24 protein-coding genes are annotated in these 24,851 nt (G+C 53.3%); 14 read left to right on the forward strand and 10 right to left on the reverse strand.

Annotation, left to right across the window (positions count from 1 at the left end):
• The first annotated feature begins 45 nt into the window (after window positions 1-45).
• Window positions 46-507 carry a multidrug/biocide efflux PACE transporter gene (locus JTA15_RS13335; protein WP_014171480.1) on the forward strand — a complete coding sequence of 154 codons (462 nt, stop codon included), beginning with the start codon at window positions 46-48 and terminating at the stop codon, window positions 505-507.
• A 118-nt stretch (window positions 508-625) separates the two neighbouring features.
• Window positions 626-1,855: an amino acid permease gene (locus JTA15_RS13340; protein WP_032678908.1), complete on the forward strand. Its 1,230-nt coding sequence runs from the start codon at window positions 626-628 to the stop codon at window positions 1,853-1,855.
• A 32-nt stretch (window positions 1,856-1,887) separates the two neighbouring features.
• On the opposite strand, the gene JTA15_RS13345 is transcribed toward JTA15_RS13340, so the two are convergent.
• Complete coding sequence (locus JTA15_RS13345) at window positions 1,888-2,361, reverse strand: Lrp/AsnC family transcriptional regulator (protein ID WP_032670215.1); 474 nt, start codon at window positions 2,359-2,361, stop codon at window positions 1,888-1,890.
• A gap of 116 nt (window positions 2,362-2,477) precedes the next feature.
• On the opposite strand from JTA15_RS13345, the gene JTA15_RS13350 reads away from it, so the two are divergent.
• On the forward strand, window positions 2,478-3,089 hold the full coding sequence (locus tag JTA15_RS13350) for a LysE family translocator (protein ID WP_032680350.1): 612 nt from the start codon (window positions 2,478-2,480) through the stop codon (window positions 3,087-3,089).
• A 28-nt stretch (window positions 3,090-3,117) separates the two neighbouring features.
• Here JTA15_RS13350 and JTA15_RS13355 read toward each other — a convergent pair whose 3' ends face one another.
• The gene (locus JTA15_RS13355) at window positions 3,118-3,390 is read right to left on the reverse strand and encodes a GNAT family N-acetyltransferase (protein WP_014171484.1); all 273 of its coding nucleotides are present in this window, start codon (window positions 3,388-3,390) and stop codon (window positions 3,118-3,120) included.
• 10 nt (window positions 3,391-3,400) lie between these two features.
• A complete protein-coding gene (gene yjdI / locus JTA15_RS13360; protein WP_020883756.1) occupies window positions 3,401-3,631 on the reverse strand; it encodes a 4Fe-4S mono-cluster protein YjdI in 231 nt (76 codons plus the stop codon).
• A gap of 178 nt (window positions 3,632-3,809) precedes the next feature.
• Here yjdI and JTA15_RS13365 point away from each other — a divergent pair, with 178 nt between their 5' ends.
• The 5 genes from JTA15_RS13365 to JTA15_RS13385 all read left to right on the forward strand — a co-directional run bounded on the left by JTA15_RS13365 (window position 3,810) and on the right by JTA15_RS13385 (window position 10,320).
• On the forward strand, window positions 3,810-5,447 hold the full coding sequence (locus JTA15_RS13365) for a sensor histidine kinase (RefSeq protein WP_032678909.1): 1,638 nt from the start codon (window positions 3,810-3,812) through the stop codon (window positions 5,445-5,447).
• Window positions 5,448-5,450: 3 nt separating this feature from the next.
• Window positions 5,451-6,152, forward strand: coding sequence for a response regulator (locus tag JTA15_RS13370; RefSeq protein ID WP_193152310.1), 702 nt, complete (start codon window positions 5,451-5,453; stop codon window positions 6,150-6,152).
• Between the two features lie 168 nt (window positions 6,153-6,320).
• Window positions 6,321-7,409, forward strand: coding sequence for an ABC transporter substrate-binding protein (locus JTA15_RS13375; RefSeq protein WP_020883753.1), 1,089 nt, complete (start codon window positions 6,321-6,323; stop codon window positions 7,407-7,409).
• A 78-nt stretch (window positions 7,410-7,487) separates the two neighbouring features.
• Window positions 7,488-9,257 carry an iron ABC transporter permease gene (locus tag JTA15_RS13380; RefSeq protein ID WP_020883752.1) on the forward strand — a complete coding sequence of 590 codons (1,770 nt, stop codon included), beginning with the start codon at window positions 7,488-7,490 and terminating at the stop codon, window positions 9,255-9,257.
• Entirely contained in the window at window positions 9,250-10,320 is a 1,071-nt protein-coding gene (locus JTA15_RS13385) for an ABC transporter ATP-binding protein (protein ID WP_219372393.1), read from the forward strand. Before JTA15_RS13380 ends, JTA15_RS13385 begins: the two co-directional genes overlap by 8 nt.
• A gap of 77 nt (window positions 10,321-10,397) precedes the next feature.
• On the opposite strand, the gene manA is transcribed toward JTA15_RS13385, so the two are convergent.
• The 5 genes from manA to JTA15_RS13410 all read right to left on the reverse strand — a co-directional run bounded on the left by manA (window position 10,398) and on the right by JTA15_RS13410 (window position 18,055).
• On the reverse strand, window positions 10,398-11,564 hold the full coding sequence (gene manA / locus JTA15_RS13390) for a mannose-6-phosphate isomerase, class I (RefSeq protein WP_219372394.1): 1,167 nt from the start codon (window positions 11,562-11,564) through the stop codon (window positions 10,398-10,400).
• Complete coding sequence (locus JTA15_RS13395; RefSeq protein ID WP_219372395.1) at window positions 11,561-12,979, reverse strand: glycoside hydrolase family 1 protein; 1,419 nt, start codon at window positions 12,977-12,979, stop codon at window positions 11,561-11,563. The genes manA and JTA15_RS13395 overlap by 4 nt, the downstream gene beginning before the upstream one ends.
• A gap of 51 nt (window positions 12,980-13,030) precedes the next feature.
• Window positions 13,031-15,226 carry a CBM35 domain-containing protein gene (locus JTA15_RS13400; protein ID WP_219372396.1) on the reverse strand — a complete coding sequence of 732 codons (2,196 nt, stop codon included), beginning with the start codon at window positions 15,224-15,226 and terminating at the stop codon, window positions 13,031-13,033.
• Between the two features lie 11 nt (window positions 15,227-15,237).
• A complete protein-coding gene (locus tag JTA15_RS13405) occupies window positions 15,238-16,575 on the reverse strand; it encodes a carbohydrate porin (RefSeq protein ID WP_219372397.1) in 1,338 nt (445 codons plus the stop codon).
• 208 nt (window positions 16,576-16,783) lie between these two features.
• A complete protein-coding gene (locus JTA15_RS13410; protein WP_020883745.1) occupies window positions 16,784-18,055 on the reverse strand; it encodes a PTS sugar transporter subunit IIC in 1,272 nt (423 codons plus the stop codon).
• Between the two features lie 169 nt (window positions 18,056-18,224).
• Here JTA15_RS13410 and JTA15_RS13415 point away from each other — a divergent pair, with 169 nt between their 5' ends.
• The 6 genes from JTA15_RS13415 (at window position 18,225) to JTA15_RS13440 (ending at window position 22,471) form a co-directional block, all read left to right on the forward strand.
• Entirely contained in the window at window positions 18,225-18,536 is a 312-nt protein-coding gene (locus tag JTA15_RS13415) for a PTS sugar transporter subunit IIB (protein WP_014171497.1), read from the forward strand.
• A 14-nt stretch (window positions 18,537-18,550) separates the two neighbouring features.
• Window positions 18,551-19,873, forward strand: coding sequence for a PTS sugar transporter subunit IIC (locus JTA15_RS13420; protein WP_014171498.1), 1,323 nt, complete (start codon window positions 18,551-18,553; stop codon window positions 19,871-19,873).
• Window positions 19,873-20,205 carry a PTS N,N'-diacetylchitobiose transporter subunit IIA gene (chbA, locus tag JTA15_RS13425; RefSeq protein ID WP_223399221.1) on the forward strand — a complete coding sequence of 111 codons (333 nt, stop codon included), beginning with the start codon at window positions 19,873-19,875 and terminating at the stop codon, window positions 20,203-20,205. The genes JTA15_RS13420 and chbA overlap by 1 nt, the downstream gene beginning before the upstream one ends.
• Window positions 20,206-20,246: 41 nt before the next feature.
• A complete protein-coding gene (locus JTA15_RS13430; RefSeq protein ID WP_219372398.1) occupies window positions 20,247-21,152 on the forward strand; it encodes an ROK family protein in 906 nt (301 codons plus the stop codon).
• Window positions 21,153-21,229: 77 nt separating this feature from the next.
• Window positions 21,230-22,189, forward strand: a complete 960-nt coding sequence (locus JTA15_RS13435) for a LacI family DNA-binding transcriptional regulator (protein WP_219372399.1) — start codon at window positions 21,230-21,232, stop codon at window positions 22,187-22,189.
• 69 nt (window positions 22,190-22,258) lie between these two features.
• On the forward strand, window positions 22,259-22,471 hold the full coding sequence (locus JTA15_RS13440) for a hypothetical protein (protein ID WP_014171502.1): 213 nt from the start codon (window positions 22,259-22,261) through the stop codon (window positions 22,469-22,471).
• Between the two features lie 539 nt (window positions 22,472-23,010).
• Here the strand turns inward: JTA15_RS13440 and JTA15_RS13445 are convergent.
• The gene (locus JTA15_RS13445; protein WP_219372400.1) at window positions 23,011-23,574 is read right to left on the reverse strand and encodes a hypothetical protein; all 564 of its coding nucleotides are present in this window, start codon (window positions 23,572-23,574) and stop codon (window positions 23,011-23,013) included.
• A gap of 33 nt (window positions 23,575-23,607) precedes the next feature.
• Window positions 23,608-24,036 (reverse strand): hypothetical protein, encoded by a 429-nt coding sequence (locus JTA15_RS21945; RefSeq protein ID WP_370629309.1) that lies wholly within the window; start codon window positions 24,034-24,036, stop codon window positions 23,608-23,610.
• Window positions 24,037-24,851 lie beyond the last annotated feature (815 nt).

Raw genomic sequence — 24,851 nt, forward strand, 5'->3', positions numbered from 1 at the left:
TAGGCCGCATCAACGCCAAAATGCGTATTCACGAGGTCAAAAACTATGCAACATCAGGATGCACTCCAACGTAAACTGCCGGAGCGGATCTTTCATGCCGTCTGTTTCGAAGGGATTGCCACGGCGATCCTCGCCCCGACGGCGGCGTGGCTTATGCAACGTTCCGTGGTGGAGATGGGTGGATTGACCATTATCCTGGCAACCACGGCCATGCTCTGGAACATTATCTATAACGTCGGCTTCGACCGTTTCTGGCCGGTTCACCGCATCACACGCACGGCAAAAATCCGCGCACTGCATGCGCTGGGATTCGAATGCGGGTTTATTGTGATCGGCGTGTCGATAGTCGCCGCGGTGCTGGGCGTCACGCTGCTGCAGGCATTCACACTGGAAATTGGTTTCTTCCTGTTCTTCCTGCCGTACACCATGTTCTATAACTGGGCTTACGATACGCTGCGCGAGAAATTCCTTAAACGTCGCCAGCAGCGACGCGCCCTCGCAGGCTAATTCCCTCTGGCCGGACGCCCGCTCCGGCCAAACTCCTTCGAAGCAGCTGCGCTCTCAACCCATAATTATGGTAAATTGCGCTCCATTCTGTTGGTTTGATAGTTGATACGTTGCTCTAATGTCGAAAATTTGGTCAAAAGATGAGACTCTCTGGAGTTTCGCTCTCTATGGCACGGCCGTGGGCGCAGGAACGCTGTTCTTGCCCATTCAGCTGGGCTCCGCAGGCGCTATCGTCCTGTTTATCACTGCCCTTGTGGCCTACCCATTAACCTACTGGCCGCACCGCGCGCTGGCACAATTCATCCTGTCGTCGAAAACAAAAGGCAATGAAGGGATCACCGGCGCCGTCTCCCATTATTACGGCAGGAAGATAGGCAACCTGATCACCACGCTCTATTTCATCGCCTTCTTCGTGGTGGTGCAGATTTATGCAGTGGCCATCACCAACTCGTTAACTGAGCAGCTGGCAAAACACATGACGGTGGATACCGCCGTTCGCGTGCTGGTCAGTTTTGGCGTGGTGCTGGTGTTAAATCTGATCTTCCTGATGGGACGGCATATCACCATAAAAGTGATGGGCTTCCTGGTGTTTCCGCTGATCGCCTACTTTCTGTTTGTCTCGCTCTATCTGACCGGAAGCTGGCAACCCGCGCTGCTCACAAGCCAGATGGCATTTGACCGCCATACGCTGCATCAGGTCTGGATTTCGATCCCGGTGATGGTATTCGCTTTCAGCCATACGCCGATTATCTCGACGTTTGCCGTTGACCGCCGTGAGAAGTTTGGCGACGCCGCCATGGACAAGTGCAAGAAAATCATGAAGGTGGCGTACCTGATTATCTGCCTGAGCGTGCTGTTCTTCGTGTTCAGCTGCCTGCTCTCTATTCCACCGTCCTATATCGTTTCGGCAAAACAGGAAGGGGTAACCATTCTGTCGGCGCTGTCGATGATGCCCTCTTCTCCGGCATGGCTGGGGATTTCCGGGATTATTGTGGCGATTATCGCCATGTCGAAATCGTTCCTCGGCACCTATTTTGGGGTGATCGAAGGGGCGACGGAGATTGTGAAGTCATCGCTGAACCAGGTGGGCGTGAAAAAGAGCCGCGCCTTTAACCGCGCGATCTCCATCATGGGGGTGTCGTTAATCACCTTTGCGGTGTGCTGCATTAATCCGAATGCCATTTCGATGATTTATGCCATCAGCGGTCCGCTTATCGCCATGATCCTGTTTATCATGCCGACGCTGTCGACGTACCTGATCCCGTCCCTGAAACCGTACCGATCTGTCGGCAACCTGCTGACGCTGATCGTTGGCGTACTGTGCGTGTCAGTGATGTTTGTAGGCTAAACGCCCCTGCGCCCGGCGTTCTGCCGGGCGCGTTATTCGTCACGCCCTGAGATGTCGAGCGGAAACGGCCTGTCCTGCACGACCGTTTTCATGACCAGCGTTGAGCGAAGATGCTGAACGCCGGGCATCGCAGAGAGCTTCTCATCATAGAGTTTCTGAAAAGCCGGCAGGTCGCGGGTCACGACGTGCATCAGATAATCAGGATCGCCAAATAAACGCTGCGCCAGCACAATTTGCGGGATCTCTTCCACCGCCTCCTCAAAGGCGCTCACCGCTTTTCTGTCGCCCTCTTTCAGCGTTGCAAACACGATCGCCAGAAAGTTAAACCCCATTTTGGCGGGATCGAGACTGGCCCGGTATCCCGTAATGGCCCCGCTCTGCTCCAGTGCCCGCACGCGCCGGTGACACGGCGAGAGGCTCAGGTTCACCCGTTCAGCCAGCTCCGTAAGAGATAAACGGCCATCAGCCTGCAACTGCGCAAGAATTTTTCGATCAATGCTGTCCATGTGGAAGATTTTGTCAATTTCACCGTCTTTTGAGCATAACATTGAAAACTCATTTCGTCCGGATACCGATATGCTTTCTCCCTGTTGACGGGTGAAATTCTGGAGTTTTACAGACGATGGAAATGAGTATTGTGGCTGGGTTTTGGGTGGTGTCTTTCCTGCTCATCATGACGCCGGGCGCCGACTGGGCTTACGCCATTAGCGCCGGCATCCACGGGCGGCGCGTGGTACCCGCAGTGATGGGCCTCATGTCCGGGCATCTGCTGGCGACACTGATTGTGGTCGCGGGCGTGGGCGTCATGATGGCGCAACATCCGCTGGCATTATCCGGGCTGACGATAGCGGGAGCACTTTACTTGCTGTGGCTTGGTATCTCACTGTTACGCGCTCCTGGCGCACCGGAAAGCGCCACAACCTCGGCGGCAAACTGGAAACAGTGGGCGGTGAAGGGATTATGTATCAGCGGCCTTAACCCGAAAGTTTTTTTGCTGTTCCTGGCCCTGCTTCCACAATTTACTGACCCGAAGGGAAGCTGGTCGGTTGCGATGCAGATGTCCGCGCTGGGCTTGCTACACCTCATCACCTGTACGCTGGTCTATCTGCTGGTGGGATACGGTTCAAAAGCCATCCTGGCCACCCGCCCGCAGGCCGCGCGTCTGGTGAGCAGAGCATCAGGGGGAATGATGGTAGTGATTGCGGTGGTGCTGCTGTTTGAACAGATCAGATGAAAAAACACCGGCCATCGCCGGTGTGTTTCTACGCCCGAATATCGTCATATTCCCGCGTATTATCAAACTCATGTTTGGCAAACGGGCATAGCGGGATAATTTTTCGGTTTTCACCGCGCATCTTCGCGACCACTTTTGCCACCAGCTGTTTACCCACACCTTGCCCTTTCAGGCTCGGATCCACGTCGGTGTGCTCGATAATGCTCAGATGTTCACCGGTCGGTACGAAGACAATCTCTGCAACCTGGTTACCGTCAGCATCGTTGACGTAAAACTTGTTATGGCCTTCCAGAATATCCATGGTTCCTCGCTTATTTTTGGCGATACTTCAGCGCACCGCTCGGGCAGGTATCAATCACATGTACAACCGTTTCGACGTCCACTTCATCCGGTATAATCCACGGTTTACGTTTCAGGTTGAAGAGCTTAGCGCTCCCGCGCACGCAATTTCCTGAGTGTTTGCAGATCGCGGTGTTGAAGTAAACGTCAATTTTCTCTCCGGTATAGGCCCGGTAGCCTGCATCCAGTAGCGCTTTATCCACGACATTGCCTCTGTAATTATTCGGGTGCTGAATGAAGCATAGCCTTACGCGATCCTGATAGCTATAACCCCCAAAACGAAAAGCCAGGTCACAACTCTGTTTTCGCCAGATTGCATCCCCCATTTCCTCATGTCAGTCTGCGCAGACCGCTCTAATCAGACTCCCCGCGTCAGGTCGTATGAAACGCAGACTCTCTTTTCAGGTAAAACTTTTTTTAGCGCTGGTGTGCTTCTCCTGCCTGCTGTTAGTTCTGCTGGGAACCATCCTGTTTCATTTTATTGACCGGCAATTGCATCACGATCTCGGCCAGCGCGCCCGGGTTCAGGCCAGCGAAATCGCGTTGATGCCGGGTCTGGCGGAAAACGTCGCGGCCAGAAATATCCCCGCCATCGCCCGTTTAATTCAGCCTATACGGGCCGAAAGTGATGCCAGTTATATTGTCATTGGCGATACCCGGGAACAGCATCTCTATCATTCAGAATCACCGGAACGCATCAATTTACCGATGATCGGCGGGGATAATGCGGAGGTATTACAAGGCAAAACAATTATTTCGGTGCGTAAGGGTGGGATTGGGGTTTCACTGCGCAGCAAAGCGCCCATCTTTAATGCGCAGCATCAGGTGATTGGGATTGTCTCGGTCGGTTATTTGACGTCGTACATTGCGAATATCAATGCGCGTATTCTCTGGCAGTCCGGGTTATACGGTATGGGTCTGTTGCTGTTACTGTTTATTTTTTCCTGGTTGTTTACCCGCAATCTTAAAAAGCAGATGTTCCGCCTTGAGCCAAAAGATATTGCGCAACTGGTCTTACAGCAACGCGCGCTGCTGGAAGCAATGTATGAAGGGGTATTTGCCGTCAATGAAGAAAAGCAGCTGATTTTAATTAACCGTGCCGCCAGAGAGATGCTGGATATTCATCAAAGTGAGAAAGCGCTTATCGGCAAACCGCTGGAAGACGTTCTGCAAACGTCCCCCGGTTTTTTATCTCAGCGCTACGCCTCGGTTAGCCGCGGCAGCCACGACCAGATTGCGGTGCTTAACCAGCGCGAGGTGATTGTGAACCGCGTGGCGATTGAGGTTGAACCTGGTGTTGAAAGCGGTTGGGTTTATAGCTTTCGCGACAAGAATGATATCAACACTCTCAGCAGCCAGCTAAGCCAGATTAAACGCTATGCGGATAACCTGCGCATTATGCGTCATGAACAGCTGAACTGGACCGCCACGCTGGTGGGGTTGCTGCAGATGAAACACTATGACGAGGCGATCCGTTACATCCAGGCACAGTCAGAAGGAGCGCAGCGCGTGCTGGACTTCGTCTCAGCCCATTTTGTCTCGCCGGCCCTGTGCGGATTGCTGCTAGGGAAATATGTCAGCGCCCGGGAAAAGGGCGTTGAACTGCAGTTTGATCCCGCCTGCCAGCTCACCCGCATGCCTGCCAGCATCACGGAAACGGAGCTGGTGTCGGTGATTGGCAACCTGCTGGATAACGCCGTTGACGCCACCCTGAAAGCCCCGGTTCCCGCACCTGTAGAGCTTTACATTTCCGATCGCAACCAGGAGTTGCTGATAGAGGTGGCCGATCGGGGTTGCGGGGTGGATGAGGCGATGAAACCGCATCTTTTCCGCCAGGGATTCAGCAGTAAGCCGGAAAGCGAGAACGACATTGTGGGCACAGAGCACGGTATTGGCCTGTTTCTGGTGGCAGGCTATATCAACAAGGCGGGCGGCAGCATTGAGATAACGGATAACGCTCCTCAAGGCACGATATTCTCTGTGTTTATTCCCAATCCACTCCCCGTTCGACAGGGCTAACGCATGACCACGACCCGAGCACTTGATGTTGTGATTGTTGAGGATGAGCCGCACCTGGCGGAACTGCATCGCGAGTATATCGAGCAAAATTTCCATTTGCGCGTGGTGGGCATTGCCGCGTCGATTGAGCAGGCGTGTAACCTGATACGCCAGCATCAGCCGAGGCTGATACTGCTGGACAATTATCTCCCGGACGGTAAAGGCGTGGCGTTAATCGATAACCCGCTCCTGAAAAGCTATGAATGCTCGGTGATCTTTATCACCGCAGCCAGCGATATGCAGACCTGTAGCCATGCCATGCGCAGCGGCGCGTTTGACTACCTGATTAAGCCCGTTTTTTTCCAGCGTCTGCACGCCTCGCTGGAGCGTTTTATGCGTTTCATCCACACCGTGCAGCAGGTGAAGGTTGTCGACCAGCATGCGCTGGATCGCCTGTTTAACCTCCCCGCCGCGGAGACCTCGCAGACCCCGTCCACAAAGGGTATTGAGCCTCACACCCTGGACCGTATTAAGCGTTTATTTGCGGAACACCCCGAAAAAACAATGTCGGTGGAAGAGGTGGTGGAATACGTCGGGATCAGCAAAACCACGGGCCGCCGTTATCTGGAATACTGCGTGGAAAGTGGGTTAATCAGCATCGAAATGCTGTATGGCAATATCGGTCATCCCAGAAGGCTTTACCGCAAAGCGGCAGAGAAAACGTAATCCGCAACCGTTCGTTTGCTAAGCGTCGCGGATTTTATGGTGTTAATTGCTGAAACGACGCCGACAATCACACTTCGGAACCGCAACCCGCGCCCCCCTATTGTCGGCGCGGAGCCATGCGCTATGTTGACAATTAGTTCCTCAAATGTAACTAAAAGGTTAACTATAATGTCGAACATTTTCCGAATTTCTCTGATTACCGCTACCGTACTGTGTTCTGCTTCCGCACTGTCTGCTTTGCCGCAGGGCTACCCTGCTGACTATCAAAAAATGGTCGATGCTGCGACCAAAGAGGGCAAAGTGGTGATCTACTCCACCACCGACACCAAAGCTGCCGGGCCGCTGATTGAGGGCTTCGAAAAAACCTATCCGGGCATCAAAGTTGAATATAACGACATGAACAGCACCGAGCTGTACAACCGTTTTATCAGCGAACAGGCCTCGGGTGGCGGTAGCGGCGATGTGGTCTGGAGCTCCTCCATGGACACCGGGCTGAAGCTCGCTACCGACTACGCCATGGAGTACAAATCACCGGAGCAAAGCCAGCTGCCGAAATGGGCGGTCTGGAAAGATAAAGCCTACGGCACCACCTATGAGCCCGTCGTGTTTATCTACAACAAACGGCTGATCCCGGCGGGCGACGTGCCTGATTCCCATGCGGCGCTGGCTAAGCTTATTGCCAGCCAGACGGATAAATTCAAGAGCAAAGTCACCACCTACGACATCGAAAAATCGGGTCTGGGCTTTATGCTCTCGGTGCAGGATCACAAGGCCGATCCTAACTACTTCAAAACCCTGGCCGATATCGCCAAAGGGGGCTTAGCCGTTCAGTCTTCAACCGGCACCATGATGGAGAGGGTGTCATCAGGGGAAAACCTGATCGGTTTTAATATCCTCGGATCCTACGCGGAAGCGCGCGCGAAGAACGATCCGTCGCTGGGGATCGCCTATCCAAAAGATTACACCCTGGTGTTATCACGCGTGTCGTTCATCAGCCAGCAGGCGCAAAACAGCAATGCCGCGAAACTGTGGCTGGACTATGTCCTGTCTGAAAAAGGACAAAGTATTCTGGCAAGCCAGGCGGATATCCCGTCCATTCGTAACGATATCGACGGCAAAAATGATATCGACGGCCTGACGAAAGTGCTCGGCAATGCGCTGAAACCTATTCCGGTTGATGAAAGCCTGCTGGAGTATCTGCAGCCGAAAAAACGCCTGGAGTACATCAAACAGTGGCGTACCGCCGCCGCCAAATAAGCGTCTGAGCGCGACGCGGGCCGTCGCGCTCCTGTTACCTGAGTTCGTTTTGCTGGGCTGCAACACCAGGGATACCCCATGAATACATTACGCAGAAAGTGGCAAAGCCTGCCGCGCGGTATTGTCGTGTTGATAACCGCCCTGGTTATCTACACGCCGCTGTCGTTTATCGTGATACAGAGCTTCTTGTCCGCCCCGTTCTTTTCACCGGCAAAAGAGTGGAGCCTTGAATCATTTGGTTTTATCTTCACCGACCCTGATTTTTATAAGGCGCTGAAAAGCGGTTTTATTCTCGCTTTCGGGCTGGTCATCATCGCCATTCCGTTAGGGGGCGTGCTGGCCTTTCTGATGGTGCGTACCGACCTGCCCGGCCGCCGTCTGATTGAACCGCTGATCCTCGTGCCGGTTTTCGTGTCGCCAATGGTGCTGGGATTCGGCTACGTGGTGGCCGCCGGTCCGGTGGGTTTTTTATCCCTCTGGGCGCAGGCGCTGATTGGTTTCGTACCGTGGAATATCTACGACATGTCGAGCATCGTGGTCATTGCTGGCCTGACGCATGTTCCGCATGCCTATCTCTATATTTCGTCCGCGCTGCGAAGCGTCGGTTCTGATGTGGAAGAGGCCGCACGTACCGCGGGTGCGTCGCCGTTACAGGTGATGACCTCGGTCAGCCTGCCGATGGTGCGACCGTCCATTTTGTACGCCATCGTTCTGCTGTTCTTCCTCGGTCTTGAAGTGTTTGGTCTGATGCTGGTCCTCGGCGATCCGGAAGGCAACATGGTGCTGGCAACCTACCTGTACCAGCTGACCAACAAGCTTGGTACCCCTTCCTACCACCTGATGGCGGCGGTTGCGGTGGTGCTTATCTGTATCACCATTCCGCTGGTCATGCTGCAGCGTCGCCTGATGCGCACCGCCAACCGTTTCGTGACCATGAAAGGCAAAGCGTCCCAGGCCCGGGCCTTACCTCTGGGTAAATGGCGCTGGGTGGCGGGCGCGGTGGTCGCCTTCTGGCTCACCGTCACGATCGGCGTTCCCCTGCTCGGCGTGGTATTACGCGCGTTTATCTCAAACTGGGGCGTGGGCGTTTCGCTGTGGGACGAGCTTTCCCTGAGTACTTTTCGCACGATATGGGCGCAGCCGAACCTGCTGCGCGCCATCGTCAACTCCATGTCCATTGGGGTCATTGGCGGCGCGCTGGCCGTGGCGTGCTACCTGTTTGTCGGTATCGCCATGCACCGCAAACCGGACAATACCACGCGTTTCCTGGATTACAGCGTCCTGGTGCCGCGCGCCGTGCCTGGCCTGCTCGCGGGTCTGGCCTTTCTCTGGGTGTTCCTGTTCCTGCCCATGTGGCTGGATAACTCGCTGAAATCGGGCTGGCTTTCCGGGTTCGCCTGGAGCGACTGGATGCGTGAAAACCTGATTGTCTGGCTACGTTCACTGCGCAGCACCATATTCAGCGTCTGGCTGGCCTATACGGTGGTCTGGATGGCGTACGGGCTGAGACTCATCTCGTCCACCCTGCTGCAGGTTGCGCCGGAGCTTGAAGAGGCCGCCCGCAGTACGGGGGCTACGCGTGGCCAGATTACCCGCCATGTCACGATCCCGCTCTCCCGCTACGGCCTTATCGGTTCGTGGCTGCTGATGTTCCTGATTTTTGAACGCGAATATTCAACGGGTGTATACCTGCTTTCACCCGGCACGGAAACCATCGGCTCAATGCTGGTATCCCTCTGGGCCGCGGGAGCCATTGATATTGTGGCGGCGCTCTCTTTTATTAACATCCTGCTGGTGGTGGTAGGTCTGGGCATTGCCCTTCGTTTCGGAGTCAAAATACATGATTGAATTAGCGGTTAACGATCTGCACCTGACCTACGGTGACAATCCTGTTTTAAAAGGGGTCTCCATGAACCTCAACCGCGGCGAAGTGGTGTCCCTGCTGGGGCCATCCGGCAGCGGGAAAACCACCCTGCTGCGTGCGGTGGCGGGCCTGGAAAAACCGACTCAGGGCTCGATTATCATTGGCAAAAACAAAGTCTATGACGGCACGCCGCGCAGTGAGATCCCGGCGGAAGAGCGTAACCTGGGCCTGGTGTTTCAGTCGTATGCGCTGTGGCCGCACAAAACCGTTTTTGAAAACGTGGCCTATCCGCTCAAGCTGCGCAAGGTTCCGGCCAAAGAGATCCAGCAGCGCGTACAGGACGTGCTGGACCAGCTCGGGCTGGGCCATCTGGGCAAACGCCACCCGCACCAGCTCTCCGGTGGACAACAGCAGCGCGTGGCAATTGGCCGGGCGCTGGTCTACAACCCGCCGGTCATTTTACTGGATGAACCGCTCTCTAACCTCGACGCTAAGCTGCGTGAAGAGGCTCGCGTATTCCTGCGTGAGCTGATTATCAAGCTGGGCTTATCCGCATTGATGGTAACGCACGACCAGAATGAGGCGATGTCGATTTCCGACCGTATCCTGCTGCTTAACAACGGTAAAATCGAGCAACAGGGCACACCGCAGGAGATGTACGGCTCGCCGAAAACGCTGTTTACCGCTGAGTTTATGGGCAGCAATAATCGCCTGCACGGCAAGGTTACGGAAGTGCGCGACGGCAAAGCGCGTATCGAAGGCAAAGGCTGGGTGCTGTGGGGCCAGGCCGGTGAAGGGGTACGAAGCGGTGAAGACGCCACCGCGGTGATCCGCGTCGAGCGCGTGGCGGTGGTCGAGGGGCCGGGGGAAAACCAGCTGGCGCTCCCGTTACTGACCAGCATGTATCTCGGCGACCGCTGGGAATACCTGTTCCGCACGCAGGGGGATGATTTTGTCATTCGCGCCTATGGTCACGAGGCCCGGGACCCGCTGCACTGCCACCTTTCGCTGCCTGAAAAGCACGTGTGGATCTTCCCGAAAAACTAAATGTAAAAAGGCTGCGATAAGCAGCCTTTTTTATACCCGACATACTGCCTGCACTCGGCAGTGAAAGCCTTACGTCATCAGCTTACCAGGCAAGACTGCCCGCGCTGAGTCAACGTCCATAAGGTTGTGACCGCCGGGATGAACGCAGACTGACCGGCGTTCAGCGTCATGGTGGCACCCTCGGCGTGGCTGAGCGTGGCACTCCCCTTCAGCACCAGCAGAATTTGCGCACGGTCTGTCCGGATGCTTTGCTGCTCGCAATGTTCAATGACGCTAAAGCGAAAATCCGTTACCGGGATCGGGTATTGCTGCATCCCCTCTTCCCGCTGCGGATGCATCCTGAGGCGGTCGGCTGGGGTTTCGTCAAACACCGTACAGCGCACCAATTCTGCCACATTGATGTTCTTGGGGGTTAAGCCCGCACGCAGCACGTTGTCAGAACTGGCCATGACCTCAACTGCCGTACCATTCACATAAGCATGTAGCGTACCGGCGCGCAGGAACATCGCCTCACCCGGCGCAAGCGTAATGCAGTGCAGATACAGCGGGGCCAGAGCCCCGATGTCCCCCGGGTAGTCTCGCAGTAGCCGTTCGATAAAGGGCGCTACCGGAGCAAACACCCCGCATGCAAGTCGCGCTTCCAGACACGTCAGCACGCCCTCTTTTTCCGTCGGCTCAAGCGCCATCAGACGCGTAAAAAAGGCCTTAAGCCCTTCAGCATGCAGGTTGTTGCGAAACAGCGACAGCGCGGACGTCAGGGCCGGGGCATCCAGGCGCAAAAAGTGATTAGCAATCTCCTGATACGGCCGGAAGCCGTTCATGGCCATAAAAGGCGTCAGGGCAAAAACCAGCTCGGGCTTATGGTTCGCATCGGTGTAATCCTCTCCGGGCAGGTTGCCCTGACGGGCGAACCCGTCTTCTGCCAGAAGCTTATTGGGATGTACCTGCAGCGACAGTGCGCGCTCCGCTGACAGCAACTTCAGCAGGTAAGGCAACTGCCCCGCAGTTTCTCCCGCGCACGCGCCCAACATCTCTGCCGGCCTCTGTGAAATAATGTCCTGTAAAGAGCGTAACCCTGTATCGGTTTCAATCTCCGAGCAGCCTGCGGGGTGGCTTCCCATCCAGACCTCGGCCTGGGGTTGATCGTCAGGGTTGAGCAGGCCAAAAAGATGATTAAGCGCTACGCGACTGCCCCAGGCGTAATTTTTGATGCCGTTACGCATCCGGTAAAAAGGCTGACTCATTGCGTATCCTTTTCACATTCGCCAGGGGTGAAGCCATTTTCAGCCGCCAGCTGCGCAAACCACAATGCGTTACGTTTGATTTGTCGCTCCCCGGTGGCTAAATCCAGGCGCCAGAAGCCATATCGCCGCTTGAAGCTGTTGATCCAGGACCAGTTATCAATGAAGGTCCACTGATGAACACCAAAACAGTTGGCGCCGTCAGCAATACCACGATGCAGCTGAGCCAGATGTTCCTCCATCAGAGCGATACGGAAGGTGTCATCTATCACGCCATCGGCCTGCACCGGCCCTTCGGACTGCAGATCCATCGCGATGCCAATCTCCGCCAGATACCATTTGATGTTGCCGTAGTTATCGCGAATATTGCAGGCAATGTCATAGATAGCTTCCGGGTGGATCTCGTTATTGTCGCGATAAGGGTTAAACCGTCCATGAGGATCGACGTAATTCTCGAAATAGACTTCCGGCGTGAAGTAATCGAGCGCGTAAACGCTTTCCCGCGCTTTCACCCTTCTCGGCACATAATAATTCACCCCCAGAAAATCAATTCTCGACTGCAGGATCGTCTCCACATCCTGCCGTGAAACCTCTGGTAAGCAGCCGTTTGCGGTTAAGATTTCGCACAGTTCTTTGGGGAATTCATGTTTAACCAGCGGGTCGAGGAAGCTGCGGTTAAACAGCAGGTCGGCATACCAGGCCGCTTTTTTATCGGCCTCGCTGTCGCTGCGGGTATAAGAAGGCGTGAGGTTGAGCACGACACCAATCTCACCCGGCAAGCCCATTTCACGGTAGACATTCACCGCCCTGGCGTGCGCCAGCATAATATTAAAGGCGACCTGAGCCGCCAGTTTGCCATCTTTTTTACACGGATAATGGAAGTCATATAAATAACCGCCTTCCACCGGCACGATCGGCTCATTAAAGGTTATCCAGTATTTCACCTTATGGCCAAACAGCTCGAACGCGGTGCGGGCGAAGCGGGCAAAAAGCTCGGTTACGTAGGATGACTCAAATCCGCCATATGCTTTTTGCAGCGCCTCGGGCATATCAAAATGGTAAAGATTGATGATGGGCTCGATGCCGTTGGCAATCATTTCATCGAAGTAATCGTTATAGAAGCGGACGGCGTCGCGGTTTGGCTGTCCGGTTTTGAAATCATCGATCAGACGCGACCACTGAATAGAGGTTCGAAACGAGTTAAACCCCGTTTGCTTCATCAGGGCTACGTCTTCTTTATATTTACTGTAGGTTTCACAAACGTGCTGCGGACCAATCTGCTGAAAAAAACGCTCCGGTTGTTCGGCAAACCAGCTGTCCCAGACAGAACGGTGCGGCTTATTGGCTATGCCTTCCGTCTGCGGACCTGATGCCGCTGCGCCCCAAAAAAAACCTTCCGGGAATTGATACCGGTTCATAACGCCTCCTGAATGAAAAAAAGGGCTGCCCCGAACAGGGCAGCCAAATAACTACTCTGCAGTGACTTCAATTGATTTGATGAACATATAACCCCAGTCGCCAGAGAACTTGCCAAAGCTAATGGTGTTGTCCCCTGCCCTGAGCGTGACCGGTACGATCATCGTCTGGCCTTTCTCATCCGTTTGCGGGAATTCAATGCTCACCGGCGTTCCGCCGTTCACAATGAACGAGTTTTTCTTACTCCCCCATTTGCCGTTAAATTTCACGTGCAGGGCAAACTTACCGTCCCAGGGGGCGTTAACCTGCCAGGTCACGCTGTCTCCGTCATTGGCAAAAGGACCAAGGAAACCGTCTTCACCAATCGCTAACGTATCTTTATCGCTCTTGGTGATGTTCAGTTTCCCCTTGCTGACGTCCAGCGTTCCGCCGCCAAAATGACAGTAGTCCGCCGGCACGGGTCCCGCCGCGGCCTTCACGCTAACGTTAACCGTCTTGCTGCTTTTCAGCAGTCCATCGTCAGCGGTAAAGATCAACGCATAGTCACCGGGAGCCGAGAACCAGGCACGGGTTTCCGCTTTGGTGCTGTCACAAAAGTGGACGTTATCCTTGCCTTCGTGATGCCATGCCACGCTGACCTTCGGCTCCGGCAGATTGTCATCCTGCCAGGCCGCGGTGAGCTGAACGCCTTTATCCACGGTGGTAGAGAGCGCCTCCTGCAGAGTGATGACCGGCGGCAGGTTTTTCTGCGTATGCTCAAGGCGAATCACGTTTGAAGGCGCAGACTGACCGCTTTCGTTCTTTGCGATCACCCGGTAATAGTAAGTCTGGCCCAGCGTCAGGCTGCGATAGTCATCACGGAAGAGATCCATTTTTGCCGGATCCCACTCATTTTTGCCGTCAGAGATATCCTGACCAACGCGGGTCCACAGGCCGTGTGGCTGAGTCGCTCTCTCCACATCGTAATAACGCCCGACGGGGGATCCCATCCAGTTAATGGCAAACGGTGAGTTGCTCTCGCGCAGCTTAGGCGCTTCCGGGACCGGCAGAGCCGGCGCCTGGCTCAGCCCCGCCATTTGCGCCGAGGCGGTTCGCACCAGATTGACGACCTCCATCTCCTGGTTTGCTTTGCCCTCGACCGGGAAGCCAGGCAGATGGTAGCTGTAGTGCCCGGTAAACTCTTTGTGCCAGTAAAAACCACCATCATGGCGATGACCACGGAAGCCCCAGATAAAGCCCCCCGCCGCCTGCGCGCCATTGACCTCGGTATGTACAATGGCCTGCATGATAGTGTTAAGGTCTTTTTGATCGAGCAGACCAAATTCGCCAACCAGATAGACCTTTTTGCCGCCAATCGCCTCCAGATCTTTACGAACCTGCTCGGGGTGGTTGTTCTCGGCGTTGGTGTAATAGTGGTTACTGATGATGTCGACGTTCGGATCGTTGAGCGCGAAATCATTCACCTTTTTATAGGTACCATCGACGACAAGCTGATGGGGCGCCCACTTGCGGATCCAGGCCGACGTTTTCTGCAGGAAATCAGCGTTGGTGTTTTCCAGCTCATTACCCGTTTCCCAGGCCATGATCGCCTTTTCATCGTAGTAATGGCGTCCCGTAATGGTGTTGGTACGGGTAATCACCTGACGGATCACGTCCTGATAAGCACGGTAGGTTTTACTGTCGGTTCGATAAAAATCTTCCGGCTTTTCATGATAAAACGCGGCCAGCTGTTCTCGTCCCCCCCACCACCACCAGTGGTCAATAAACGGCAGAATCAGGCGCAGCCCCTGCTTATCTGCCTCGGCAATCATGTTGTCATACACTTTCATGGCCGTTTCATTCAGCCGCGGCATGCCGTCCGGCGTTGCCGGTGCCAGAATATGTGTCTCACGTCCGCAGGCAGCATCATTTTCCTGCTGCACGGAAAGCACATATACGCGCTGTGCTTTAGCACCGGTTTGCACCAGCGCTTTGATCCAGTTCTCCTGCTCTTCAGCAGTCGGCCATCTAAAGTATTGCCCCCAGCCGCGCGGATCCGCCTTACAGGTTCCGCGCGCGTCATCTTCTATACGATGCAGCTCCGGGGCGTGGATCCCGGCGAAGCGAAAGACGCGATTGCCATCTTTTAACGCTGCGCCATCGCGAGTAATAAAGTGTTCAAAATGGGATTGCTCGGCCGCCAGAGCCCCCGCGCTTCCCAGCGCGGAGAGTAAGGAGACGAGAAGCAGTTTTCGAATCGGGAAAGCCATCTCTTTTCTCCTCAGAACCAGACTTCAGCCTGCACACCAAAATTCAGCGTATCGGTATCGCCGCTACGTGAATATCCCCCCGGACTCAGGGTTCCAGTGCTCCAGTCGTAATTTCTGTCCATCGCATCCGAGACGCCTTTATCCCATTTTGCGTAGGTGGCAAAGAAGCGCAGTTGCGGACGGCTCCAGAAACCTGAATCAAAGGTCAGGGTCGGCGCAATGGTCACCTTGGTCAGGCCACCTTTCCCTTTACCGTTTACGCCCATGTAGTTTTTATCATCCAGATATTCGTAGCCCACCTCATATTGCATGGCGAAGTTTTTGGTTATCTGATGATACGGACGGATACCCGCGACCCACATGGAACGTCCCCAGCCGTCATCGTCGTTGGTCCACCAGCGGTAGTTTTTGTCTTTCTGATAAAACGCAAAGGTCGATACTTCCACGTCACCCAGGTTGGCCATGCTGTCCAGCACGACGCGCCAGGATTGCGTATCCTCAAGGTTTGCCCAGCCCCAGCCGTTTTTACCCAGCGAATCCGCGGCGGCCAGGCCTTTGCCATACTGGAAAGCGATGCGGGAGTATCCGTTGGTCAGGCCGTAGAAGCTGTCAAAGTTGTACAGCGCCGTCACGCCGTACCCCTTCTCAGCCGAGGAAGGATGGTTTTCATTGCGGTTCATGTGGTGGCCGATAAGTTCGACATCGAGCCCGGTGCCGCCGATCTTTTTAAACCACAGGTTAAGCGAATAGTCATCCGGATAGCCCTGATCCCCCAGATCTACCGGATAAGCTTTGGCTTCGTCGGTGGTCGAGAAGGCATACACACCCGCATCAAAGCGCGCAAAGCCTAAGTCCAGGTTATCGAACCCGCCCCCGGTTCCGTTGTACTGAATGTACTCCCAGTCGAACTGGTGGCTGGAAAGGTTGGAGCTGCTGTAGCGTTTACCGGCCCAGAAGGTCATGTCCGGGGCAAAATCGAGATTCGTTAATTCAGCAAACCCTTCGCGGAACTGGGTCTCTTTGCCGTCATCGTCAGTACAGTTCCAGTCGGCGGTACATTTGGTCTGGTGCGTCAGGTTGGCCTGAATACGTGCGACTGCGCCTGAATCCGACTTCAGCGTCACCGTCGGGATCAGCTCAATTTTGGTATCTTCTTCGTTACCCAGACGCCATTTCCCGTCAGGCATCAGCCCCACCGAATCGACCCGGTTGCCATCGCTATTGGCAAGAATACCCGAGCGTAAATAGCCGTGGAGGGCGAAATCATATTTCTCATCGGCGCTGGCATAACCGCTGATGACAGTAAGAGCAATCAAGGACAGAGGTATTGATTTCATTAACGTTTGCATAGGTTCCCTTTGAATTTTTATTTTCACGGTTAAACGTGCAGGGGAAATGTAAGGATCAAATCTGGAAATGTACATCCACAAACGGAAAGCGCTTTCCATGTTTGCCGGATTGAATCACAAATTTAAGATCAAAGAGAAAATTTTTGTGAAGAATGTCACGAAATAATCTTCTGCCCATCAGGAACGGGCAGAAGCAGGGAGGCGGGGATTATTTTTCCAGCTGCATCAACTGGCGTTCATGAACCTTGAAGAAGGGGCGATAGAGCATCCATGCATTAAAAAAGGCGAACAGGCACATGCACATATTTTTCCAGCTGCCGTTCGCCGACCAGGCTGCGCCCAGCGGTGAAGGCATAGACCAGGGCAGCATGGCGACGGCTCTGTCGAGCACGCCAAGCTGGGTTAAATACCAAGCTATACAAGCATTTATCAGCGGTACAAACACAAAGGGCAGTAAAAAAACCGGGTTCATGATGACGGGGAAACCAAACAATATCGGCTCGTTAATGTTGAACAGCGACGGCAGAAGGCCAATTTTCCCGACGCTCTTCAACTGCCGGGATCGGCTTCGCATCGCCATAAAGACCAGCGGCAGCGTAGAGCCGATACCGCCAATCAGCAGATAAAAATCCCAGAATCCCTGCAGATAAATATGGGGCAGCACGGCTTCCCCGGCGGCCAGGGCCCGCTGGTTTTCAAACAGATAGGTGAGCCAGAACGGGTTCATGATGCCCGTAATGATCAGGGCACCATGAATACCGACGAACCATAAAAGATTACACAGAAACAAGGAGATAAGCACCGCCGTAAGGGTATCGGATGCCACGATAAGCGGGCGTAACGCCTCGCCAATCAGCTGCGGCAAAATTTGTCCGGTCGTCTGCAGCATCACGGCATTCATTACGCTAATGGAGAGCATGATCACCAGCAGCGGCATCAGCAGCTGGAAACCATTTCGCGTCATCACCGGTACCTCCTCCGGCAGACGAATACACCACCCTCTTTTGTAGAAAAACCTTATTATTTCAATAGAGTAAGCGCTTGAAATGAGCGCAGTAAAAAGCCCCATCCCGCCCAGAAAAATATTCGTTGCACCGTTATCCCGAAAGCCAATGAACAGCAAAAAGGAGAGGCAGCCGGTGAGCCCACACAGCCGTTCCGGCAGTTGATACTGCTTGGCCAGACTGGCGCTGGCACCAAACGCGACAATCAGCGCCACCAGTCCGAGCGTCAGCTCAAAGGTTGGCAACAGCATCGGACGCAGCAGCAGATAGACGTGTCCGAGGCGCGATGCACTTGAAATGGCGAACGGTGGAAACAGCAGCGGCACCATCAGGCTTCCCACAATCACAAAAGGCATGGCGAGGGAAAAGCCGTCCCGCATCGCAGTAATATGTTGATTTCTTGTGATTATATTGGCTGCTGGCGTGAGACGTTGCTCAATCAAATCCACAGCAACATTCATCAAATGAATGTTCATAACTCGACCTTAATAGTTCGTGAATAGCCGCGATGATCTCGCACATCCGGACAAAGTGAAAGATTCCCTCAGGTGATCGCGGTCACAATTACCTTATCCACCAATGGAAAGCGCTTTCCGTTTTGTTCCATGATGACTATATTCCAGCCATAAGTTCAAAGGAGACGTTATGAAAAAAATCATGTTGTGTTGTTCTGCCGGGATGTCCACCAGCCTGCTGGTGAAAAAAATGGTCGATGAAGCGCAAAAGCGTGGCCTGGAAGCGGAGATCAAAGCGTTTGGCGTGGCCGAATTCGCCGAGCAGGTCGGTCACTATCAGGTGGTGCTGCTTGGACCGCAGGTGAAGTACATGCAAAGCGATCTTCAGAAACAAGCTGATAAATACGGGATCCGTGTTGAGCCTATCAACATGATGGATTACGGCATGCAAAAAGGGGGCGCCGTTCTCGATTTCGCCCTCTCCCTGATAGATAACAAATAACGAAGGGAAAACCCATGAGCTCTCTGTACGCGAAACTTATCCAGGTCATTGAACAGAAAATTACCCCGATGGCAGGCGCCGTCGGGCAGCAGAAGTATGTGACCTCGATTCGTGACGGCTTTATCACCGCCCTGCCGTTCATGATCGTCGGTTCCTTTATGCTGGTGTTTATTTTCCCGCCCTTCTCACCCGACACGTCCTGGGGTTTCGCCCGGGCATGGCTGCAATTCTCGTTGGATCACCGTGAAGCCCTGATGCTGCCGTTCAACTTCAGCATGGGGATCATGACGATCTTCATTTCAGTCGGGATCGCCGCGAGCCTGGCCAAACATCACGATCTGGATGCCCTTACCGCCGGCATGCTGTCGCTGATGGCATTTCTGCTGGTGGCTGCGCCGTTAAAAGACGGGCAGATTTCTACCGCCTATTTCTCCGGGCAAGGGATCTTCACGGCCATTCTGGTGGCTATCTACTCTACCGAGCTGTATGCCTTCCTGAAGCGTCACAATATTACCATCCGCCTGCCGCCAGAAGTGCCTACGGGCGTTGCGCGTTCGTTCGAAATTCTGATCCCGGTGCTGGCAATTGTTGTCACTCTGCACCCGCTCAACCTCTTCATTGAGGCCCAGCTCGGCATGATTATTCCGGAAGCGATTATGTCGCTGGTGAAACCGCTGGTTGCCGCCTCCGATACGCTGCCTGCCATTCTGCTCTCGGTGCTGGTGTGCCAGGTTCTGTGGTTTGCGGGCATCCACGGCGCGCTGATTGTCACCGGAATTATGAACCCGTTCTGGATGGCGAACTTGTCGGTTAACCAGGCAGCAATGGCTGCCGGTCAGGCGATCCCGCACATTTACGTTCAGGGATTCTGGGATCACTACCTGCTGATTGGCGGGGTCGGCTCTACGCTGCCGCTGGCGTTACTGCTGCTGCGCAGCAAAGCGGTGCATCTGCGTACCATTGGGCGTATGGGTGTGGTGCCGGGGATGTTTAATATCAACGAACCAATTTTATTCGGTGCCCCTATCATCATGAATCCGCTCTTTTTCCTGCCGTTCGTGCTGGTTCCGATGGTCAACGCCACCCTCGCCTACTTTGCCCTTGATTTCGACCTGGTCAGTCGCGTGGTCTCGATGACACCGTGGACAACGCCTGCCCCTATCGGCGCATCCTGGGCGGCCAACTGGAGCTTTAGCCCGGTGATCCTCTGCCTGCTGTGCATGGTTACCTCAGCGGCCATGTACTTCCCGTTCCTCAAAGCGTACGAGAAGCAGCTGCTGGAACAAGAGCATGAAAATGCAGTTGAACAATCTGAAGAAGCGGCACAGTCCGCCTGATAGTAAAAACACAGAGGTTACGGATGGAATTAGAAGAACAGGTCATGGGCATTATTATCAATGCCGGTCAGTCACGCAGTCTCTGCTACGAAGCGCTTGGCTTCGCAAAAAAAGGTGACTTTGCCTCAGCCGACGCGCGAATGAAAGAGGCGGCGCACTTCGCCCGTGAAGCGCATCTGGTACAAACCCAACTGATCGAAGCTGACGAAGGGGAAGGCAAAACCAAAATGACGCTGGTGATGGTGCACGCTCAGGATCATTTGATGACCTCGATTCTGGCGAAAGAACTGGTGACGGAGCTGATCGAGCTGTACCGCACTCGTCAGGCATAACCATTCAGGAGAGGCGCTGGCCTCTCCTTTTCGAGGAACGTATGCACTATCTTGGACTCGATATTGGCGGCACAAAAATGGAAGCCGTCCTGCTTTCGCCTCAGGGCGAATGCCTTTGGCGTGAGCGTCGTCCGACGCAAAAAGAGAGTTATGACGCCTTTATGCACCATCTGCTGGCGTTTATCGGTGAAGCGCGCGCGGTAAGTGAGGTGCCATTCAGTATCGGTATTGGCCTGCCGGGGGCCATCGACCCACAAAGCGGGCTGATTAAAAACTGCAACTGCCTGGTGCTCAACGGTCACGACCTGAAGCATGATTTAGCAAAGCAGCTCAATCAGCCCGTGTGGATAGCCAATGACGCGGACTGCTTCACGCTGTCTGAAGCGCTTGATGGCGCAGGCGCAGAAGCAGAAACCGTCTTTGGCGTAATTGTCGGTACCGGATGCGGCGGTGGCGTGGCGGTACATAAGCGTCTGCTTCAGGGGCCAAACGCCATCGCTGGCGAATGGGGACATAACCCGTTGCCTGGCTATGCCCCCGAGACGGATGGTCCGGCGCAGTCCTGCTATTGCGGAAAACATAACTGTATCGAAACCTTTATCTCTGGCACCGGCTTTGCCCGCCGTTATCCCAGCGAACTGAGCGCGCAGGCCATCATTGAAGCGGCGGCACAGGGAGACCTGACCGCGCGGGCCCACTGGCGCCACTTTATCGACGCCTTTGCCCGCAGTCTGGCCTCGGTGATCAATATTCTTGATCCGCAGGTTATTGTGTTGGGCGGTGGGTTATCAAATGTCAGCCAGCTGTACGACGAACTTCCGGCCGCCATCAGGCCCTACATCTTCTCGGAAAGCTGCCGAACCCGTATCGTCCCGGCCCGTTACGGCGACGCCAGTGGCGTGCGTGGCGCGGCGTGGCTACCGGGTTTGCACGCCGCGCAGACGTGAAACCGCCTGTGGGGGGCGCTAAGATTCTTAAGGTGGGTTATGTTAAGATAACCAAAACCCACCACGCAGAAAATGCTATGCCAACGATTGACGATGTATCACGATTAGCCAATGTCTCACGAGCAACCGTCTCACGCGTGTTGACGGGGACGCGCGGCGTGCGCGAAGAGAGCCGTGAAGCTGTGCTGCGCGCCGTAGAAGAGCTTAATTATCGCCCAAGCTTTGCCGCGCAAAACCTGGCAAGTCAGTCATCAAGCTACGTTGGTCTGGTTCTCTCTGCGAAGGATGAAAGCAGCGGAGCACGTTTGCTGCCTGCGCTCTCCCGCGCCATGAAAGCGTTGAATAAAACGCTCATCGTAGAGTACGTAAACGATCCTGTTGAGCAGGCGGTCACCGTTGATGATCTTCAGCGCCAGTGCGTTGCTGTCGTAGTCTTTGGGCCGGTTGCGGCCGGTAGCGCAGAGAATGTTATCTCCTTCGATCGTCCCGTGGTGGATGCGAAACCTCAGGGATATGACTTTGCCTTTGCGACGGAAAGCGCCTGTCGTTACATGACGGGCAAGGGCCATCGCAATATCGCACTGGTGATTGACAGCGAACACGATGACAACAGTAAAAAGATGGTGGAAGGCTATCGCAACGTCCTGCAAAACTACTCTTTGCCGTTTAATCGCCAGCTGGTGTTAACGGCGAATGAAGATGTTGAACAGGCGCTGCTGACGCTCATCAACAGCCTGAGCAAATTTTCCGCCATTGTGGTTAAACGCGATGCCTATGCCGCTGAAGCGATGCGTCTGTTCCGGGAATTTGGCATTTCCGTTCCGCAGGAAGTATCGCTGCTGAGTCTGGAAGATTCGCCTCTGGCAACCCAGCTCTATCCACAGCTGACCTGTATCTCGTGGCCAATGGATCAGTTGCTCACTCAGTGCGTTGAGCGCATTAAACGCCTGGTGGATGGCCGACCTGTTCGCACGTCAGAGCTCTCCCCCGTGATTGGTAAACTCACACCTCGCCAGTCGGTGATGGAAAAAAGCTAGCGGGTACGCAGCGATTGCCGGCTTAAGGGTGTGATAACACAGTAAACGTTATCCCTGTTCTGGAGCGAGATGATGAAAACCTTTCTGTTCATAAGTGCCCTCACCCTTTTCCCGGCGCTCTCCTGCTATGCCATCGCCCAGGAAACGCCCCTGCCGCTGAAAGAGCAAATTCATACCGATGAAGGTACGTTATGCGTGTATGGCGATGCTTCGCGCAGTGAAAAGGTTGTGATGCAGGGCGGCAACGATTGCCCACAGAGTAAAGCGGCAAAACAGTCCTGATTGCAGATATGATGCTGTTTTTTKGGGGGGCGGCGGAGCAAAATACCGTTCCTATTTCACTTTCTAAGTCATTTGACCGGCAAACATTTACATCTTCATTAATGAACCGGTCTTATGCTCTTAACGTGAATATTCCCCCCAATATACCGATCGCAGCTATACGGAAAAGGTACCAGTAATAATTAGCACCGGCATGAGGCTTGCATTTACGAAGGGAAATGTCCTTACAGTAGATATCAAGCGAGACTAATCGGATATTGATGTAGTAGAATTGGCTAACTCCCGATTAGCGCTGAAGATGGGGATGAAGGCAAAGTGGGTGCAGTTATTCACACGCAGGCTGGGTCAAATTTTCTTATCAACTCAACTGTAACTTGCTGACTAGCTCATGACCTTTCATCTGACGTGGAATAATATAATTTTTCCAAGAAAATAATATCAAGCATCGTATTATAGATCAAAAATAATCAGGCGGACCACCTACAAGACGACCCGTATAATTATACCCCCACATCCCCCATCAAAGGAAACACAGAGATTCATCCATAAAAATAATCATAAAATGCATTGAAATTTTCATCTCCGATAAATGGAACAACCCTTACCTTTAACTCATCCATAAAATATTTTTTTACTTCATCATTATCATCTGCTATATCAAAAATATCGTAATAACCATATACCAAATCAATGAGCTCTGTTAGAGAAAGTAAAAAGCCAGAGAGATTGCCAGCTATTTTAAACGGTTCAACTACGTCATAAGACACATAAATAGAGGTATTACCTTCATCTACAACAGCAATTATAGGCTTACCTCCACCTAAATCATCGCCAATTACAAGATAATTATCTGGTAAGTATTCATAACCACTTTGAGCTTTTGCAAGTTCACTGACTGAATAAAATTTAATTGGCGTAAAACCTGTTTCTACTTTTAACTTCTCAGGATTATTTTTTCCATATAAATAATCCAACTCTGCCGAGCGAGGTAAGTTGGAGGGGAAAACGTTGTCAATGTCATTAACGATATTGAAACTCCCGGACAGTGAATATTTATTGCAAATAGCAACAAATTTTTTTAATGACTCTTCAATTTCACTCATAATAACACCTCATATTTATCACATTCACTGATATTATTGACAGCTCTTTAAATTCTTACGGGTCAGGTTACGGTCTATCAATCGTCCTTTACCTGGAGTGTCATAACTTCCTCGGTGACCTTGCAAACCATGTAAATGTTCATCATAGCCGCTTGGATGATTAGCATTCAGGAGAAATACAATATTCCTTGGATCGCCTTGCCATTTTCCTCCTAAAACACCGTTCCCTTTCACACTATTGATATGATGGCCTGTATAGCCCATTTCGGACATAACCGACGATAATTGGCGATTATTTTTTGGACTTAGTATTACTTCGCGTTCAGCGGCCGTCCAGTCCCGGCTTCCTCCTCCAGCTGCAACCAGTTCTCTTTCTTCTCCCCATGCTCGGCTTATTGCTGTCGCCTGACTGCGCGCAAAGGGTAGTAACAGAACATAGTGCTGCCGTTTCACCGTCAGCATACTTTCCAGCATAGCGAAACGGCTGATGCGGAATCACCGTGCGCTGAACAAGCTTTGTAGCCCTTGCAGTCTGATAGCGGACTTCGCCAAAACTGCAATACTGGCCGCTCCAGCGTACCTCGCCACGCGCATCGGTCACCTCCAGTTGCGCACCATTCAAATCGGTACTGAACCAGTAAATCTCACCGCTGCTCTGGTCACGAAGATGATCATCCCAGCCGGCGGGCTACAGGATTCATTCGGGTTATAAACATAAGTGCTGAACCCCTGGTTTCCTGCTCCTCCTGCAACAGGCGGTAGCCCCGCCACAGGAAGCGCGTTTCGGTGATGCCATGCGCCGTGGTGACGATTTTACGCGTACGGAGGCCCAGCTCAAGGTCTGGTAGATATACATGACCGGCATCCGGTTGTCCTGATCCCTGAATTTGTGCGGCAATGAATGGTCCGGTAAAGAGGCATAAGAGATAGTTATTGACGGAGTGGTCGGGAATGTTAAGATTTAGTCAACGAGCCTGATTTATATAAGGCTGCAGTAGATAACTCAAATTTTAATGAATGTTAGTTTTCGTTCTGTTGCGCGGCAAACCCCGTTCACCGTGCTGATTCATACCGGCAATTCCCTGCTGACGAGAATGGAGTACACTTCCCGGTTACACTCTGACGTCCACAGCTCACCGGCAATAATTTTTCTGGCAAAGGAGTAGGCACGTATTTAATGAAATATATATGAACATATAGATTTAAAAAATCTGGGAAATTAATATTTTCGGCGCATTATCATTCATTAATTAAAATCAAAAAACACTCAATAAAAT

This window comes from Enterobacter sp. BIDMC 29, assembly GCF_019378755.1.
GTDB classification, from domain to species: domain Bacteria; phylum Pseudomonadota; class Gammaproteobacteria; order Enterobacterales; family Enterobacteriaceae; genus Enterobacter; species Enterobacter ludwigii.